At 56.4% G+C, this 16,013-nt stretch carries 17 protein-coding genes; 14 read left to right on the top strand and 3 right to left on the bottom strand.

The features are described from left to right. Positions 1-44: 44 nt before the first annotated feature. From OCV58_RS02110 to OCV58_RS02045, 14 genes are all read left to right on the top strand, one after another. Positions 45-728 (top strand): 4Fe-4S dicluster domain-containing protein, encoded by a 684-nt coding sequence (locus tag OCV58_RS02110; RefSeq protein ID WP_239477981.1) that lies wholly within the window; start codon positions 45-47, stop codon positions 726-728. A gap of 8 nt (positions 729-736) precedes the next feature. After that, the gene (locus tag OCV58_RS02105; protein WP_095629882.1) at positions 737-2,347 is read left to right on the top strand and encodes an FAD-binding protein; all 1,611 of its coding nucleotides are present in this window, start codon (positions 737-739) and stop codon (positions 2,345-2,347) included. A gap of 25 nt (positions 2,348-2,372) precedes the next feature. Next, a complete protein-coding gene (locus tag OCV58_RS02100; RefSeq protein WP_154876784.1) occupies positions 2,373-4,121 on the top strand; it encodes a radical SAM protein in 1,749 nt (582 codons plus the stop codon). Further along, a complete protein-coding gene (locus OCV58_RS02095; RefSeq protein WP_154876782.1) occupies positions 4,102-4,905 on the top strand; it encodes a purine nucleoside phosphorylase YfiH/LACC1 family protein in 804 nt (267 codons plus the stop codon). The genes OCV58_RS02100 and OCV58_RS02095 overlap by 20 nt, the downstream gene beginning before the upstream one ends. 163 nt (positions 4,906-5,068) lie before the next feature. Then, a complete protein-coding gene (locus tag OCV58_RS02090) occupies positions 5,069-5,752 on the top strand; it encodes a YggS family pyridoxal phosphate-dependent enzyme (RefSeq protein ID WP_154876780.1) in 684 nt (227 codons plus the stop codon). Between the two features lie 12 nt (positions 5,753-5,764). After that, positions 5,765-6,250: a cell division protein SepF gene (locus OCV58_RS02085; protein WP_095629879.1), complete on the top strand. Its 486-nt coding sequence runs from the start codon at positions 5,765-5,767 to the stop codon at positions 6,248-6,250. 19 nt (positions 6,251-6,269) lie between these two features. Then, the gene (locus OCV58_RS02080) at positions 6,270-7,055 is read left to right on the top strand and encodes a YlmH family RNA-binding protein (RefSeq protein WP_154876778.1); all 786 of its coding nucleotides are present in this window, start codon (positions 6,270-6,272) and stop codon (positions 7,053-7,055) included. A 45-nt stretch (positions 7,056-7,100) separates the two neighbouring features. After that, positions 7,101-7,619 carry a DivIVA domain-containing protein gene (locus OCV58_RS02075; protein WP_198947432.1) on the top strand — a complete coding sequence of 173 codons (519 nt, stop codon included), beginning with the start codon at positions 7,101-7,103 and terminating at the stop codon, positions 7,617-7,619. Positions 7,620-7,703: 84 nt separating this feature from the next. Further along, positions 7,704-8,096, top strand: a complete 393-nt coding sequence (locus OCV58_RS02070) for a hypothetical protein (RefSeq protein ID WP_087478240.1) — start codon at positions 7,704-7,706, stop codon at positions 8,094-8,096. Beyond that, entirely contained in the window at positions 8,093-8,905 is an 813-nt protein-coding gene (locus OCV58_RS02065; RefSeq protein ID WP_154876776.1) for a Cof-type HAD-IIB family hydrolase, read from the top strand. Before OCV58_RS02070 ends, OCV58_RS02065 begins: the two co-directional genes overlap by 4 nt. A gap of 14 nt (positions 8,906-8,919) precedes the next feature. Continuing rightward, the gene (gene rapZ / locus OCV58_RS02060) at positions 8,920-9,822 is read left to right on the top strand and encodes an RNase adapter RapZ (protein WP_087478242.1); all 903 of its coding nucleotides are present in this window, start codon (positions 8,920-8,922) and stop codon (positions 9,820-9,822) included. Between the two features lie 15 nt (positions 9,823-9,837). Beyond that, the gene (locus tag OCV58_RS02055; RefSeq protein WP_154876774.1) at positions 9,838-11,196 is read left to right on the top strand and encodes a gluconeogenesis morphogenetic factor MgfK; all 1,359 of its coding nucleotides are present in this window, start codon (positions 9,838-9,840) and stop codon (positions 11,194-11,196) included. A 14-nt stretch (positions 11,197-11,210) separates the two neighbouring features. After that, positions 11,211-12,128, top strand: coding sequence for a DNA-binding protein WhiA (gene whiA / locus OCV58_RS02050; protein ID WP_087478244.1), 918 nt, complete (start codon positions 11,211-11,213; stop codon positions 12,126-12,128). A gap of 8 nt (positions 12,129-12,136) precedes the next feature. Next, positions 12,137-13,270, top strand: a complete 1,134-nt coding sequence (locus OCV58_RS02045; protein WP_095629875.1) for a hypothetical protein — start codon at positions 12,137-12,139, stop codon at positions 13,268-13,270. Positions 13,271-13,337: 67 nt separating this feature from the next. Here the strand turns inward: OCV58_RS02045 and OCV58_RS02040 are convergent, their stop codons facing one another. The 3 genes from OCV58_RS02040 to OCV58_RS02030 are packed head-to-tail and all read right to left on the bottom strand — an operon-like array spanning position 13,338 to position 15,569. Beyond that, positions 13,338-14,117, bottom strand: coding sequence for a basic amino acid ABC transporter substrate-binding protein (locus OCV58_RS02040; protein ID WP_087478246.1), 780 nt, complete (start codon positions 14,115-14,117; stop codon positions 13,338-13,340). A 25-nt stretch (positions 14,118-14,142) separates the two neighbouring features. Beyond that, complete coding sequence (locus OCV58_RS02035; protein WP_087478247.1) at positions 14,143-14,778, bottom strand: HAD family hydrolase; 636 nt, start codon at positions 14,776-14,778, stop codon at positions 14,143-14,145. Positions 14,779-14,783: 5 nt separating this feature from the next. Then, positions 14,784-15,569: a basic amino acid ABC transporter substrate-binding protein gene (locus OCV58_RS02030; protein WP_095629874.1), complete on the bottom strand. Its 786-nt coding sequence runs from the start codon at positions 15,567-15,569 to the stop codon at positions 14,784-14,786. Positions 15,570-16,013: the final 444 nt, after the last annotated feature.

The following is a 16,013-nucleotide window of genomic DNA, read 5'->3' as shown; positions in this document are numbered from 1 at the left end:
CAGGAAGCGGCAGAGCTGGTTGCATTAAAAGAAAAGGAGCATATATGACTACGAAACATCATATGGTTACCCTGTATATATTGGGAAAACGATGCACTGTGCCTGATGATTTAACGATCATGCGGGCCATGGAGTACGCCGGCTTCCGCCTCGTGCGGGGCTGCGGATGCCGCAGCGGGTTCTGCGGAGCCTGCGCCGTCGTGTACCGCATTCAGGGCGAGACGAAGCTGTATTCCGCCCTGGCCTGTCAGACGAAGGTAGAAGAGGGGATGTGCGTTGGACGCCTGGAATCCTTTCCCATCAATAAAAAGGATTACGATATCAACAATCTGCCCCTGGCTGGCAACGTCGTAGGGCAGTTTTACCCGGAAATCTACAACTGCATTCATTGCAACGCCTGTACGAAGAGCTGCCCCCAGGGCATCAACGTCATGAAGTACATCGCCCTGGCCCAGCGCGGCGATTACGAAGGCTGCGCCGAAGAATCCTTCCGCTGCGTCGCCTGCGATATCTGCGCCTCCCGCTGCCCGGTAAAGATCAGCCACAGCGCAGTCAGCCTCATGGTTCGCCGCCTGACGGGCCGGTATATCGCGAAAAAAAGCGCCCACCTGGATAAGCGGGTTCAGGATATTGAGGCTGGGCTGTACGATGAGGAACTGGAACGTTTTATGCATTTGTCCGATAAAGAAATTCACCGGCTGTATGAAGCGCGGGACATGGAAAGGTAGGCGGCACCATGAAATATACAGAAGAAATGCTGGCGTCGCAGGCCTGCGTAGACGCTACGCGGAACGAGCGCCTGTATGCGGAGCTGCGCCGGTATACGGCTCAGGAAAAGCAGGAGCTGCTGCGGAATTATCATCCCGATTACAGCCATAAGGATTTTTCTATTTTGATGGTCGGCCCCAATACAGGCGATAAGGTGCCCAGCGAGCTGGCGGCGGTTCTGGAGGGAAAGAGCCGCCTTCTCGGCGCGGACTTTGACTTGAGCCATATCGAGCACGATACGGACGTCCTCATCATCGGAGGCGGGGGCGCCGGGGCCGCGGCGGCTATTGAAGCGCGCCAGCACGGCGCGTCCGTCCTGCTGGCGACGAAGCTGCGTCTCGGCGACGCCAACACGGGCATGGCTGAAGGCGGCATTCAGGCGGCCGATAAGGAAAACGATTCGCCGGCTATCCACTATTTAGACGCTCTGGGCGGCGGGCATTTCAAAAATGTGCCGGAACTGCTGAAATGCCTCGTCATGCAGGGGCCTGCGGCGATCCAATGGCTAGGCGGCCTGGGCGTCATGTTTGATAAATACGACGACGGCACGATGGTCACGACTCACGGCGGCGGCACGTCGCGCAAGCGGATGCATGCCTGCGGCGACTATACGGGAGCCGAAATCATGCGGGTCCTCCGCGACGAGGTGCGCGACGAAGGCGTAGAAGTTCTGGAATATTCGCCGGCTGTAGAGCTCATCTTAGATGAAGAAGGCAAAGCGGCCGGAGCCGTATTGTATGATTTCGATACGCAGGAATACCATGTCGTCCGGGCGAAAAGCGTCATCATCGCCACGGGCGGCGCCGGGCGGCTGCACTATCAGGGATTTCCTACGTCCAATCACTACGGCTCGACGGCAGACGGGCTGGTGCTGGCCTATCGGGCCGGCGTGCCTCTGGTATACGCCGACGCGATACAGTATCATCCGACGGGAGCCGCTTATCCGCCGCAGATTTACGGCGCCCTGGTGACGGAAAAGGTCCGTTCCCTCGGCGCGATGCTGGTCAACAAGGACGGCGAAGCCTTCCTGCATCCGCTGGAGACGCGCGACGTCGTAGCGGCGTCGATTATCCGCGAATGCCTGGCCCGCCATAAAGGCGTCCATGCCCTTCACGGGCCTGCGCTGTGGCTCGATACGCCAATGGTAGATATGATTCACGGCGAAGGGACGATGGAGCGGCGGCTGCCGGCGATGATTCATATGTACGAGCGGTTCGGTATCGATATCCGCAAGCAGCCTATTTTAGTATATCCTACCCTTCATTATCAAAACGGCGGCATCTGCATCGACGAGCGCAGCGCGACGAAGATTCCCGGCCTGTATGCGGCAGGGGAAGACGTCGGCGGCATTCACGGGACGAACCGGCTGATGGGCAACAGCCTCCTCGACATCATCGTCTTCGGGCGCATTGCCGGCAGGGAAGCGGCGGCCTACAGCCGGACGGCGTCTCTGGGGGCGCTGACGGTAGCGCACGTGCAGCGCTTTGAAGAAGAGCGGGAGGCGGCCCACGTGAAAAACGGGACGCCGTCGCCGAAGCTGCTGCCGAACTATACCCATAACCGCGGTACGAGAGGATGACGGCGATGAGAGAAAGGAGCATGTCATGAGCTGGCAGATTGAACGGAAATTAGCCGAGCGCCTGGCTGACGAGACGGGATATTACAAGTATCCCTTCGGCACGCGGCGGGCTATGGCCCTTTGCTACCCCAACACGTATGAAGTCGCCATGAGCAACCTGGGAATGCAGATCATTTATCGCGAAGTGAACGAACGGGCCGACTGGCTGTGCGAACGGGCCTTCCTTCCCGATAAAGAATTGGCTGCCTTGTACGCTAAAGAGCGCTCTCCTTTGCTGACCCTGGAAAACGGCCGGCCTCTCTGTGATTTTGAAATCATCGGCTTATCCGTTAGCTTTGAAATGGATTATTTTAATATTCCAGCTATGCTGGAGCAGGGCCGCGTGCCCGTGCTGGCTGCGGATCGGGAGGAAATGGACCCTCTCGTCGTCATGGGCGGCCCCGTAGCGTTTTTTAATCCCGAACCCTTGTCTCCTTTTGTCGACGTCTGTCTGATCGGAGAAGGCGAAGGGCTGATCCATTCTTTTTTAGACGCCTACACGGCGGGCCGCGAGGCTGGGGAAAGCCGGCAGGCGCTGCTGCGGCGGCTGGCGAAGGTGCCCGGCGTATACGTGCCGTCCCTGTATCGTCACGAATACGACGGGGACGGCCGTTTGCGGGCCATCGTCCCGGAAGACGGCGCGCCGGCGTCGGTACGGCGGCAGTGGCGGGAGCTTACCGGGCCGGGAGAAACGGTCGTGGCGACGCCCCATACGGAATTCGGAGCGATGTACCTCATTGAAATCGCCCGCGGCTGCGGCCGGCACTGCCGGTTCTGCATGGCCGGCTACTGCTACCGGCGGCCCCGCGTGCGGCCGTTGGAATACGTGAAGGAAGCCGTGCTGAGGGGCAAACGCCTGGGCAAGAAAATCGGCCTCATGGGCGCAGCCATATCGGACTATCCCTATATCGACGAGCTCGTCGAATTTATCCGCAGCCAGGGGCTGGCGTTTTCCTGCGCCTCCCTGCGGGCCGATTCGATTACGCCGGCCATCGTTAAGGGGCTGGCCGAAAGCGGCCAAAAGACGATTACCCTGGCGCCGGAAGCGGGCAGCACCCACATGCGCGACATCATCAATAAAGGGATTACGGAAGAGCACCTGCTCCATTCCATCGACTTGGCGACGGCTGCCGGCATCCGCCACGTCCGCATGTACATCATGATCGGCCTTCCAATGGAAACAGACGAGGATATCGAAGGCATCGTGACGATGACCAGGCGCGTGCAGGCTCATATGGCTTCTATCGGCAATAAGGGAAAGATTACTCTGAGCATCAATCCCTTTATTCCTAAGCCATGTACGCCCTTCCAGTGGATGGCCATGACTGACCAGAAGACCGTCGAAAAACGGCTGGCTTATATAAAGAAGGCCTTGGACAAGGATAAGCAAATCGAAATATTGGCCGAGCCGCTGCGGCAATGCTATATTCAGGGCGTGCTGGCCCGCGGCGACCGGAGAGTCGGCCAATTGCTGGCCCTGGCCCACCAATACGGCGGCGTAAAGGGCTGGAAGCGGGCCGTGAAAGAGCTCCGCTTCGATGTACAGGATTTCCTGTATACGGAGCGGCCTGTAGACGCCGTATTGCCGTGGAGCGTGCTGGATATGGGTTTAGATGCGAACTACCTGGTGAGAGAGCTGGAGCTGGCTCGCAAGGGCGCGTTTACCATACCGTGTTTCGACGGCTGCCGGCGGTGTCACGTATGCGGAGGCGGCGATGGCGACGGAATGGATTAGCCGCGATGGCCTCGGTTGGGAACAGAGCCGTCTGCTGCGGCAGGCCGGCCTGCGTCACGGCGCGACGGGCCGCTGCGGCGGCGTGAGCCAGGGGGCCTATGAATCGCTGAACCTGTCGTTTCAGACTGGGGACGCCGCGCTGCATGTGCTGGAAAACCGCCGCCGCTTGTGTCAGGCCGTCGGCATGGATTTGACGAAGCTGACGACGTGCCGCCAGACCGGCGAAGGCCACATCGTCGCTGTCGGCCCTGCCGAAGCCGGCTGCGGCGCCGGCAGCGTCCATACGGAGCTGGCTCATACAGACGCCTTGATGACAAACTGCGCCGGCCTGCCCCTGGCCGTTTTTACTGCAGACAGCGCTCCTGTCATCCTGTTCGATCCGGCCCATCATGCCTGCGCTGTCGGACGGGCCGGCCTGCGGGAAACGACGACGAGGCTGCCTGCGAAAATGGTCCTGGCCATGGAACTGGTATACGGTTCTATTTCCGCCGACCTGTACGCCTACGTCGGCCCCTGCGCCGGCGCGGACCATGTCGAAATCAGCGAAGGCTTCGCCCAGGCCGTAGAACGCATGGGGCCTGCCTATGCCTGCTGCATCGGCCGCGGAGCCCGGCGGACGATCGATTTGAAGCAGGCCGCGCGGCAGCTGCTGACAGACGCGGGACTTCTGACCGATCACATAGACGTCTCTCCTTCGTGCGTATACGAGGAGGACGACCGATTTTTTTCCTACCGGCGGGACTTCGGCCGCACGGGCCGCATGGCGGCTTTTGCCGTTCTTTAAGGGACTCGGAGGCGGTTGACGAAGGCGAAGGGACGGAGTGAGAATTTTTTATAAAAATTACTAGCATTTGCAGCGTTAAATATATATAATAGAAACAGTGTAATGTTTTATGAAGTAAGTCATGTACCCTACTGAAACTATGGGCGCTACGGAGGGATTACGCTTGATTAAGGATAATATTGAGGCCGTACGGCAGCGGATTTCCGCAGCAGCCGCCCGCGTCGGGAGAACCGATGCGATTACGCTGGTTGCCGTGACGAAGAACCACCCGGTCGAATTCATGAAAGAAGCGGCCGTAGCCGGTATTACCGACGTAGGTGAAAACCGTGTGCAGGAAGCTCTGCAGAAACAGAAGGAATTTCCCGATAATGGATTGACGTGGCATCTGATCGGTCACTTGCAGACCAATAAGGCCAAGCACGCCGTCGAACACTTTGATTTGATTCATTCCGTCGACTCGGAGCATTTGCTGCGGGCCGTCGACAAGGAAGCCGGAAAGATCGGCAAGGTTCAGGATATTTTGCTGCAGGTCAACGTGGCCCGAGAAGAAACGAAGTTCGGCATGGAAGTGGAAGAGTTTCCCGCCCTGTGCCGATTGGCCGGCGAGCTCCCTAACGTCCGCGTGCGGGGGCTGATGTGCATCGCGCCGAATTTTGAGCAGGTAGAGGACGTTCGTCCCATCTTCCGCATTGCTCGCGCGCTGTACGACGACATGAAGCTCAAATTCCCTGAAGGCCAGGTTCAGTATCTGTCTATGGGCATGACCCATGATTTTGAAATAGCAATTGAAGAAGGCGCGAACGTAGTCCGCGTAGGCACGGCTATCTTCGGCGCGCGTAATTACTAAGGAGGATATGACATGGGATTGAAAGATGTTTGGAATAAGGTTACGAATTCTATTAGCGGAGTAAACGACGAAGACGATTTCGAAACGGATGAATTCGAAGACGAAGAAGACGTTGTGGAAGAACGGCAGAACCGCCGCTCTGTCGCTGCGCCCCATCGTCCTGCCTTAGGATACGGCGCACAGCCGGCGCAGCCCCTGAAAATGATGATCGTCGAACCGGAAACCTTTGACGATTCGCAGAGCATCGCCGATTTCCTGCGGGAACGCAAGCCCGTGGTCATCAACTTCGAATCGACGGCTCCCGACGTGTCGAAGCGCGTCGTAGACTTCATCAGCGGCGCGACGTACGCTCTCGACGGCAACATCCAGAAGGTCGGCAAGGATATTTTCCTGTGCGTCCCGAGCAATGTGACCGTCGACAGAAGCAAGCACGACTACGGCGATTTCAGCGCGGCGCAGCTGGCCTGGAATAACGGCGATGACACGCCGCAGAAGTAAGACATAACGAGGGATTTTTGTGAAAAACAGAGATAGAATTATTCGGTATTACCAAGGCACGGATAACGGGGAACTGGCGGCCCGGCTGATCGATTTGGCCGACAGCGCCGCCAAGGGCCGTCCCTATGCCGTCAGCGAATTCGTTTCGCCCGGCGCGGTGCAGATCGGCGAAACGATTCAGGCTCATACGCCGGCGCTGGTACTGCGTACCTTCGGCGGCTATCAAGGGGCGGAACGGGTAAAGCTGGCCTTTGTCAGCGCCGATTACGACGGCCCGGTGGATTTTAACCTGACGGCCTGCCGCGTCAAATGGGATTCCCGCTACCGCCTTCTCAGCCATCGCGACGTGCTGGGCTCCCTCATGGGACTGGGCATTGGCCGCGAACGCTTCGGCGATATCATCATGCAGGACGACGGCGCGGTCATTCTGGCCGATACGGCGCTGCTGCAGTATCTGAAGCAGAACTTCACCAAGGTGGCCATGGTGTCCGTAACGGTCGAAGAAATGCCGCTGAGCGATATTGCGCCGCGGCAGGAAAAGGTAAAGGAAATCAAGACGACTGTAGCGTCCCTGCGGCTGGATGCCGTCGCGTCGTCGGGATTCGGCATTTCCCGTACGAAGGCGGCTGAAGCGATTAAGGGCGACCGCGTGCAGGTAAATTGGCAGCCGGCAAAGGGGCCGTCTCAGGACGTGCAGGAAGGCGACGTCATCTCCCTGCGCGGCAAGGGCCGTATGGAACTGGCGCAGATTACGGGGACGTCCCGCAAGGGGCGCATCGGCGTGCTGCTGAAGCGCTATATGTAAGGCGTATTGGGTTGTAGTAGATCTGGTTCAAGGAGGAATTTCGTCATGCTGACACCAATGGATATTCATAATAAAGAATTCAAACGGGGATTCCGCGGATATAGTGAAGAAGACGTAGACGCTTTTATGGAAAGCATTGCCGCCGACTATGAAAAGGTCTATCGCGAATATTGCGAGCTGAAAGAACGGTGTGACAAGCTGCAGGATAAGCTGACGCAGTATGAAAAGATGGAATCGACGATGAACAGCACCCTGATGCTCGCCCAGCAGACGGCGGAAAACGTCAAAGTTACGGCCCGCAAGGAAGCAGAACTCATCCTGCAGGAAGCGTCGAATAAGAAAAAGCAGATGCTGAACGAAACGACGATGAGCCTGCAGTCCTCGCAGCAGGAATTAGACAAGGTTGTCGCCCAGACCCGGGCGTTCCGTGAAAAGTGCCGGGCTATTTTGACCAGCCAGCTGCGGCTGCTGGACGATATGGCCTTAGACAGCAAAAAAGATGACGACGCAGCGGTTAAGCCGGTGGAAGAACCGCCTGCGGAAGACGCAAAAGCAGAAGAATAATAGGAACGAATATGCTCTCTTTCAGGTATGACGACGCAGTTAGACCCGGCAGGGAGTATATTTATTTTATGGAGGTATGGAAGAATGAAGCGAATTGCCTTGCTGTTCATAGCCGCGGCCGTGCTGCTGACCGGCGGCGCGGGAGCCTATAATCCCTACGCGCCCAATCCCTTTGACGCGATGGAACGAAACTCTTGGGAATATCAGTACGTATACGAGTTGACGAAGGACGGCCTGACCGACGCCGACCTGTCGAAATTTTCGCCGTCCTATCCCCTGACCCGGTTTGAAATGGTGCCCATGGTAGAAGCGGCCCTGCGCAATCGGAATCAGGCGACGGAAGAACAGCAGAAGAAAATAGACCGGCTGGCCGAGGCCTTTGCCGACGATTTGGCTCTGGCCGGCGTATATCCGTCCCAGCTGGCGCCGTCAACGGGCGGTCAGCCCTTCGAGTGGAAGAAAGGAGACGTACAATGAATACGCCGAAATCAGAGATACGAATGATTGCCCTCGATTTGGACGGCACGCTGCTGCGCAGCGACTCTGCCGTATCGCCGCGGACTCTCGGCGCGATTCAGGAAGCCTGCTCGCGCGGCGTCGTCGTGGCTATCGCCACGGGCCGCATGTATGCGACGGCCAGTCCCTACGGCAAGCTGCTGGGCCTGGGAGATATTCCGATGGTGCTCTATGCCGGCGGGCTGATCCAGACGGTCGAATCGAAACGGAAGCTGTTTGAACAGGCCATTGACGTGCAGGACGCGGCGGAATTGCTGGCCCTGACGAAACGAATGGGCTGGCAGATGCAGACCTACATCGACGACGTGCTGCGTGTGGCCGAATACGACGAATGGATTCAGGACTACGAACGCATTACCCATTGCCGGGCCGTCGTCTGCGGCGACGATTTTTATACGCCCCAGGGAGCGCCCAATAAGCTGCTGAGCCGCGGCGAGCACGATGAGCTGGTACGGCGCAGGGATATCATCGAAGAGGCCATGCCGGGGCGGTTTACTATCTTGTTTTCCGACCCGACGTTTTTGGAAATCATGCCGAAGGGCGTGAATAAGGGCATCGGCCTGCATCGCCTGGGCGAGCTGTTCCAGGTGCCTGTCGAACAGATTATGGCCGTCGGCGATTCGCCGAACGACGTCGATATGCTGAAAGAGGCGGGCTTTGCCGTCGCCATGGACAACGCCTCGCCGGCCGTAAAGGACGTCGTGGACTACGTCACGGCCGGCAACGACGATGACGGCGTCGCCAAGGTGATTGAGAAGTTCGTTTTATAGACAAGGAGGCTCTTATGGACCAATTCCATCTGATCATCGTAACCGGCATGTCTGGCGCCGGAAAAAGCCAGGCCGTACAGGCATTGGAAGATATGGGCTATTTCTGCATTGATAATATTCCTCCCGTCCTCATTCCCAAGTTTGCCGAACTATGCATGAAGGGCGGCGAACGAGTCCGTCACGTGGCCCTCATCGCCGATATACGGGGCGGAGAGTTTTTCGACGCCATGAGCCAGTCGCTGAAAGAATTGAAAGCTCAGGGCGTTTCGTATGAAATCGTATTTATCGAAGCATCGGACCAGACCCTCGTACGCCGCTACAAGGAAACGCGCCGCCTGCACCCGCTGGCGCCGCACAGCCGGCTGAGCCAGGGGATTGCAGAAGAACGGAAGCGTCTGGAATCGCTGCGGAAGCACGCTGATTTCATCATCGATACGACGAATTTGAAGCCGAAGCAGCTGAAAGAGCTGCTGGTGAAAAAATACGCCATCAGCGAAGGGCGGAAGGGCATGAATGTTACGGTCGTGTCCTTCGGGTTTAAACACGGCATGCCCATCGACGCCGACATTGTCGAAGACGTCCGTTTTTTGCCTAATCCCTTTTACATCGAAGAATATCGGAATAAGTCGGGCCGCGTCCCCGCCGTCCGCGAGTACGTAGAAAGCTTTCCCATATCGGCGACCTTCAAGGAAAAATGGTTTGACATGATCGATTTCCTGCTGCCCAACTACGAACGGGAAGGAAAGAGCCAGCTGGTCATCGCCGTCGGCTGCACCGGCGGCATGCACCGCAGCGTCTGCATGGCCGAGGCCTTGTACAAGCACTTGAAAGAAACGGGCGTAGACGTATCCATCGAGCATCGGGATCTGTATAAAAACGACGTAGAAGAAGACGCGCCGGGCTACGAAGGAATGTAATGGAGGTGTCGGAGTATGCGCTTTTTTAAATGGCTGCATCCGGGACTGCATATCAAGCGATGGCTGTTTCTTTTCGGCTTGGGAATGATGGCGACCAGCTTCGGCCTGGTCCTGACCTTTAACTACCAATGGCTGGGGCAGGTTGAAGAGTGGATGTTCCGCCTGCTGTATGAAATGACCGGCCATTATAACTATACGGTGCTGGCGACGATCGGCATCCTCGTCATCGCGTCGGGCCTGTTCCTCATGGGATGGGCGACGCGCCGGCTCATCCGGACGATGCTGGGCGTCGTCATGCCCAACGAGTCGGAAAACATCAGCGATTTGATCTTGTCCAATCTGCAGCTGGCTAAAGGGCCGAAGGTCGTCGTCATCGGCGGCGGCACGGGGCTGTCGGTCATGCTGCGTGGGTTGAAGACCAAAACGTATAATCTGACGGCCGTCGTTACTGTAGCTGACGACGGCGGCTCGACGGGCCGCATACGGCAGGATCTGGATATCATCGCTCCCGGCGATTTGCGGAACTGCCTGGTCGCCCTGGCCGATAAGGAAGGGCTGATGGAAAAGCTCTTTGCCCATCGCTTCGGCGGTTCCGGCAATTTGACGGGCCACAGCTTCGGCAACTTATTTATCGCCGCCTTGATCGAAGTCCTCGGCGACGTAGAAGAAGCCATGGATGCGACGAGCAAGGTCTTGAAGGTCCGCGGCAAGGTCATTCCGGCGTCGGCGGAAAAGATACAGCTGAACGCGGAAATGACTGACGGCCGGATCATTTGCGGCGAATCGCAGATTCCCCACGCCCACGGCAAAATCAAGCGGGTGTTTACGACGCCTGAACAGCCTAAAGCGATTCAGTCGGCTGTCGAAGCGATTCAGGACGCCGACGTCATCGTGCTGGGACCGGGAAGCTTGTACACCAGCATCATGCCGAATTTGTGCGTCCCCGATATAGCGGCGGCCGTGCGGGCCAGCAAGGCCAAGAAGATTTATATCTGCAACGTCATGACCCAGCCTGGGGAAACGGACGGCTACACCGTGTCAGACCACGTCAAGGCCATCAACCAGCATGCCGGCCAGGGAATCGTCGATTTCGTCATCGCTAACAGCGGCGATATCGACACGGCCGTGCTGCAGCGGTATGCCGACGCTGGTTCCCAGCCCGTCGTCATCGACAAGCGGCGCGTCGGTGAATTGGGGGCGACCCTGTTGTCTGCCGATTTGGTAAACGCTGAAAAAGGCGGGACCCACGATCCGAAAAAACTGGCGAACGTTCTCTTCGATTTGATCAACGCCCTGCGGACCGACCTGTCGCCGGAGCTGCTCCACTATTATTTGAAGCGGTATGAGTTGAAGCGCAATTTAAGACGCCGCTAGAGGAGGCATACCCTATGTCCTTTGCTGAACAGGTTAAAAATGAGATTGCCCACTGCAAGCCGGAAAACGCCGCCTGCCGCTATGCCGAATTGGCGGCCCTGCTGTGCATGGGCGGGTCCCTGATGCTTGGCTCCCGCGGGCACGTGGGCATCGAATTCAGCACATCGAACAACGCCGTAGCCCGCAAAGCCCTGAAGATGTGGATGGAATCCTTTGCCGTTCGTCCGGAAGTGCGCGTGCGCCAGGGCCTGCGGCTGCGCAAGAAAAATTATTATATACTGCGCGTTCCGCCGTCCTTTGCCAGCACGAAAACGCTGCAGCAGCTGTCGCTGTTCCCGAAAGACAAGGAATTTTCGGCTATTGATTTGAAAAATCCAGCCTGTCAGCGGGCCTTTCTGCGGGGAGCTTTCATGGGAGGAGGCTCCGTCAACCAGCCTAAGGGAGATTACCATCTGGAGCTTTTGACAGGAAACGAATCCTTTGCCCAGAAGCTGCTTAAAATTATGTGCCGGTTTCACCTGCCGGCCAAGATGACGGACCGCAAGGGCGATTATCTCGTGTATATAAAAGAGGGAAACGGCGTGTCAGCCTTTTTGCAGCTCATTGGGGCTGACCAGGCCTATATGAAATTTGAAAGCGTCCGTATCGTCAAGGAAATGCGCAACAACGTCAACCGCGTCGTCAACTGCGAAACGGCAAATTTGCAGAAAACCGTCGATGCGGCCATACGCCAGCGCAGAGATATCGAAAAGCTTCAGGCTTCGGGCTTGTACCTGCGCCTGACGCCTAAGCTGCAGGAAGCGGCGGAGCTGCGCATGAGTCATCCCGAAGCGTCCATGAGTGAGCTGGCGACGTTGTCGGGATTGACGAAATCAGGCCTTGCCCATCGGTTTCGAAAGATTTCCGATATGGCAAAGCAAATTGAGGAATGAGAGATAGGATGAACGTAAAGAAACTATATCGAGCCGTTGCGGCGGGACTGCTGATGGCCGGTGCCTTGTGGGGTTCTGCAGGCGCGGCCGACCCGGCCGATCCGGCGGTGATGGGGAAAGTCGTGCGCTTTCCCATGAAGCATATTGCAATGAAAGACCCCGTCGACACGGGGACGCTGATTTTTTCCGACAGCCCGGAATATCCGGAGCGGCCGGGGATTTTATACGGCGACAAGGTAAGCGGCGATTGCCGGGTCTATTTTTATCACATGAACCAGAGCTGGGAGACGTGCAATGTCGTCGTCATGGCCTATAATCCGGCGGACGAGCCTGTCGACGCCGTCGTCAAAGGATGCCAGTACGCCCGGCCCAGCTCGTCTATTTACAGCGTCGGGAAGACATTGTCGATGATGTATTATGAAGGCGACGAGACGATCCATACGGTGAGCGTCCCGGCCCATGGGTATGCGCTGCTGGGCGAACGGCTGGACCACGTCGTCATTTGGCGGGGTCAGCTCTTTTCCGGCATTGTCGACGTAGAGCTTCCGTCGCCCATGTATGTGTCGACAATCATGGTGCCGTCGGAAGAAGACCCCATTGCGTTCGTGCAGAAGCAGATATACCTGCCCAGCGATTCCGTTAAGCTGCGCGGTACGTTTACTGGCAAGGATCGGGAGTGGGATGCCTTGTTTTCCTACGCCCCGAAAGACGGTCCGGCCTATATCAAGGTCGGCGGCGAAGACGACCGGTATTTAGTGGGGCGGGACGTCATGGACAACCGCCTGTCTGTCAACGTGGGAAATTACGGCGTTGAATATCGTATCGGACTGCGCACGAAGGGGAAGGGAGACCTGCATTTGTACTTTAATCCCCAGGGCGGTGAATATGCCGGCGTAATGGAAGTCACGTATAATCAGGGAAAAAAGGACGAGGTACGGAAAATCGTCGAGCTTCCTCCCCATGCCCTCAGCATTGGCAAGGAGGACGTGTACAGCATGCAGTACGTCGATACCTTTAAGGCCGGAACGGATATGAACATTCGGTTTATGCCGCCGGGGGCGGCAAACTTGCCGGTGCGCTTCATCATAGTTCCTGATGAGGATTTGCGGTCTATTGCCGGAGAAGCAAAAACAGATGCATAGCAATGCGGTGCAGATAACAAAAAAACTCCCGAAAGGGAGTTTTTTTGTTGCCTTGCGGCCGTTTCTATTAAAGCGCAGGTTCTGTGCCGAACCATTTTTTGTATAATTTGGCGTACGTGCCGTCGGCTTTCAATTCCTTCAATGCGTTGTTTACCTTTTCACGCAATTCGGGTTTTTCTTTGCTGACGGCCATGGCGACGTTGCGGTCCTTGATCAAATCGCCGACGAGCTTCAGGCTCTTGTCGCCGCCCTGTTTTAAGTAATACATGGCGACAGCGCTGTCGATCGATACGGCGTCGCACGTGCCGGCTTCCAGTTCCATCCAGCCCTGGCTGTTCGTGTCGAATTCTTTGACCGTTGCGCCGTGTTCCTTGGCGTAGAAGGCCGCCCGAGAGCCGACCTGGGCGCCGACGGTCTTGCCGGCCAAGCTTTCGTAGCCCGTAATATCCGTGTTGTCCTTGCGGACGACGACGGTATAGCCGCCGCTGAAGTATACGTCGGTAAAATCGACTTGCTTCTTCCGTTCTTCCGTCGCATCCATGCCGGCGGCGATGAGGTCGATCTGGCCGCTCTTCAAGGCCGGGATCAAGGCGTCGAAGCCGAGATTTTTGACTTCCATCTTGTAGCCGATTTTATCGCTGATAGCCTGGAGGAGGTCGATGTCGAAGCCTACGTCCTTGCCGTCTTCGGTAAATTCAAAAGGCGGGAAGGTCGGTTCCGTGCCGACGATGAGCACTTTTTCTTGGCTGGCGGCGCCTTTATTGTCCGCAGAATCGCTGCCGCAGCCGGTGAAGAGAGACACCGCGGCGACAGAGGCGGCGAGTATGGAAAGATATTTTTTGTTCATGTTGAACACCCCTTACAAAGTAAAATTACGCAAGTTCGCTTAAATCCTGCATGATTTGAACGTGAGGCAGACTGGCAAAGGCGGAAGCGCCGGTCGTGCCCGTCGTCACGGCGGCGAAATCGACGCCGGCGCGAAGGGCCGTTTCGGCGTCGATAAGGCTGTCACCAACGTATAAGATGTCGGACGGCGCGAGATTGAAGCGCCGCTGAATCTGCTGAATTCCTTCGGGAGACGGCTTGGCCTCGCTGACATCTTCCATGCCGATGACGCAGTCGACGAGCGATTCCAGATGTTCCTTTTCAATGGTCTGATTGATGCGCGACCGGGTCTTGGACGACACGATGCAGCAGCGCGCCCCCTTGGCCTTCAAGCGGCGCAGCATAGGCACTGTCTGCGGGTACAAATGCGTATTATCTACCATGTAATAGTCGGAATAGCGGACTTTATACAGGTAGATGAGCTCTTCGATTCGCTCCGGATTCGTTTCGCCCGTCAGCCGGGCCATGGCGTCGTACATCGTCATGCCGATAGTCCGGCAAATGTCTTCGCGCGGAACGGGGCCGTACCCCTCGTCGGCAAACAGCATCTCAAAGCACATGACGATGCCCTGCTCCGAATTTGCCAGCGTATAATCAAAATCAAAAATATACGTCGTGTACATAGAAATTATTTATCTGCAGGCGGTTCTACGCCAAACCATTTTTTATAAATTTGAGCATAGGTGCCGTCGGCCTTGATATCGGCAAGGGCCTTGTTGACCTTTTCAAGCTGTTCCGGCTTTTCTTTGCTGATGGCCATCGCCAGGCCGTCGTTGAGAACTTCCGATTCGCCGACGACTTTCAAGTCCTTGTCGCCGCCTTGTTTTAGGTAGAACAACGCGACGGAGGTATTGATGACGACGGCGTCGCAGGTGCCGCTGTTCAATTCCATCCAGCCCTGGCTGTTGGCGTCGTACTGCTTAACCGTTGCCGCGCCGTGTTCCTGGGCAATATCGACGGGCTTCGTGCCGACCTGAGCACCGACGACCTTGCCTTTCAAGTCGTCGAAGCCGTTGATCGTCGTGTTGTCTTTGCGGACGACGACGGAATAGCCGTCAAAGAAATAAGGCGTAGTGAAGGCGACCTGCTTGGCCCGTTCAGGCGTCGCATCCATGCCGGAAGCGATCATGTCGATTTGGCCGCTCTTCAGGGCCGGGATCAAGGCGTCGAAGCCCATGCTCTTGACTTCCATCTTTACGCCCATCTTATCGCAGAGGGCCTGGGCTAAATCCAAATCGAAGCCGACGTATTTGTCGTTTTCCGTAAATTCAAAAGGCGGGAACGTCGGTTCCATGCCGACAATAAACGTGGCGTTTTCCTTTGCGGCGCCGGCGTTATCCGACGAACCGCAGCCGGCGATACATGCCGTCGCCGTCAAAGCCGCGGCAGCCAACATAAGTTGTTTCTTCATCATGTTACCATCTCCTATTGATGCGACTGTATGTCTATTCATCTGTTGCTTTTATAAATTATACTATATAATGCATGAATTTACCAGAATGAAGAAGAGAAGTTGTAAAATTAAATAGCGCGCTGCATAATATTCTTTATATGGACGAAAGTTAATACACGGCTCCATGGAAATGAGGCAAGAGATGCGTATCTCTTTGTAAAATTCTCTTGACAAAGTAAAGAGATAAAGCTTATAATATAAAAGCCGTTGAGGCAAGCCAGGAATTACGGAAAGTAATCGGTTGGGATTTGTCAAAAGAACTTCAAAAAAGTGCTTGACAAGCCCGGATGAGTCTGGTAAGATATACAAGTCGTCGCGAGACGGCATGGCCTTTGAAAACTGAACAGTGTGATACGAAACAATACGCCAGAGTGCGAGGTCTTAGCAATAAGATTTCAAAACAGG

The organism is Megasphaera stantonii, from assembly GCF_025567065.1.
Classification (GTDB): domain Bacteria; phylum Bacillota; class Negativicutes; order Veillonellales; family Megasphaeraceae; genus Megasphaera; species Megasphaera stantonii.
Note: the sequence above shows the minus strand (reverse complement) of the source record. Positions and strands in the feature narration are given on the sequence as shown.

What these genes read in the sequence shown, in the direction of transcription:
- OCV58_RS02110 (WP_239477981.1), top strand. Translation starts at nt 45, where the DNA reads ATGACTACGAAACATCATATGGTTACCCTGTATATATTGGGAAAACGA.
- OCV58_RS02105 (WP_095629882.1), top strand. Translation starts at nt 737, where the DNA reads ATGAAATATACAGAAGAAATGCTGGCGTCGCAGGCCTGCGTAGACGCT.
- OCV58_RS02100 (WP_154876784.1), top strand. Translation starts at nt 2,373, where the DNA reads ATGAGCTGGCAGATTGAACGGAAATTAGCCGAGCGCCTGGCTGACGAG.
- OCV58_RS02095 (WP_154876782.1), top strand. Translation starts at nt 4,102, where the DNA reads ATGGCGACGGAATGGATTAGCCGCGATGGCCTCGGTTGGGAACAGAGC.
- OCV58_RS02085 (WP_095629879.1), top strand. Translation starts at nt 5,765, where the DNA reads ATGGGATTGAAAGATGTTTGGAATAAGGTTACGAATTCTATTAGCGGA.
- OCV58_RS02075 (WP_198947432.1), top strand. Translation starts at nt 7,101, where the DNA reads ATGCTGACACCAATGGATATTCATAATAAAGAATTCAAACGGGGATTC.
- OCV58_RS02070 (WP_087478240.1), top strand. Translation starts at nt 7,704, where the DNA reads ATGAAGCGAATTGCCTTGCTGTTCATAGCCGCGGCCGTGCTGCTGACC.
- OCV58_RS02065 (WP_154876776.1), top strand. Translation starts at nt 8,093, where the DNA reads ATGAATACGCCGAAATCAGAGATACGAATGATTGCCCTCGATTTGGAC.
- rapZ (WP_087478242.1), top strand. Translation starts at nt 8,920, where the DNA reads ATGGACCAATTCCATCTGATCATCGTAACCGGCATGTCTGGCGCCGGA.
- OCV58_RS02055 (WP_154876774.1), top strand. Translation starts at nt 9,838, where the DNA reads ATGCGCTTTTTTAAATGGCTGCATCCGGGACTGCATATCAAGCGATGG.
- whiA (WP_087478244.1), top strand. Translation starts at nt 11,211, where the DNA reads ATGTCCTTTGCTGAACAGGTTAAAAATGAGATTGCCCACTGCAAGCCG.
- OCV58_RS02045 (WP_095629875.1), top strand. Translation starts at nt 12,137, where the DNA reads ATGAACGTAAAGAAACTATATCGAGCCGTTGCGGCGGGACTGCTGATG.
- OCV58_RS02040 (WP_087478246.1), bottom strand. Translation starts at nt 14,117, where the DNA reads ATGAACAAAAAATATCTTTCCATACTCGCCGCCTCTGTCGCCGCGGTG.
- OCV58_RS02035 (WP_087478247.1), bottom strand. Translation starts at nt 14,778, where the DNA reads ATGTACACGACGTATATTTTTGATTTTGATTATACGCTGGCAAATTCG.
- OCV58_RS02030 (WP_095629874.1), bottom strand. Translation starts at nt 15,569, where the DNA reads ATGATGAAGAAACAACTTATGTTGGCTGCCGCGGCTTTGACGGCGACG.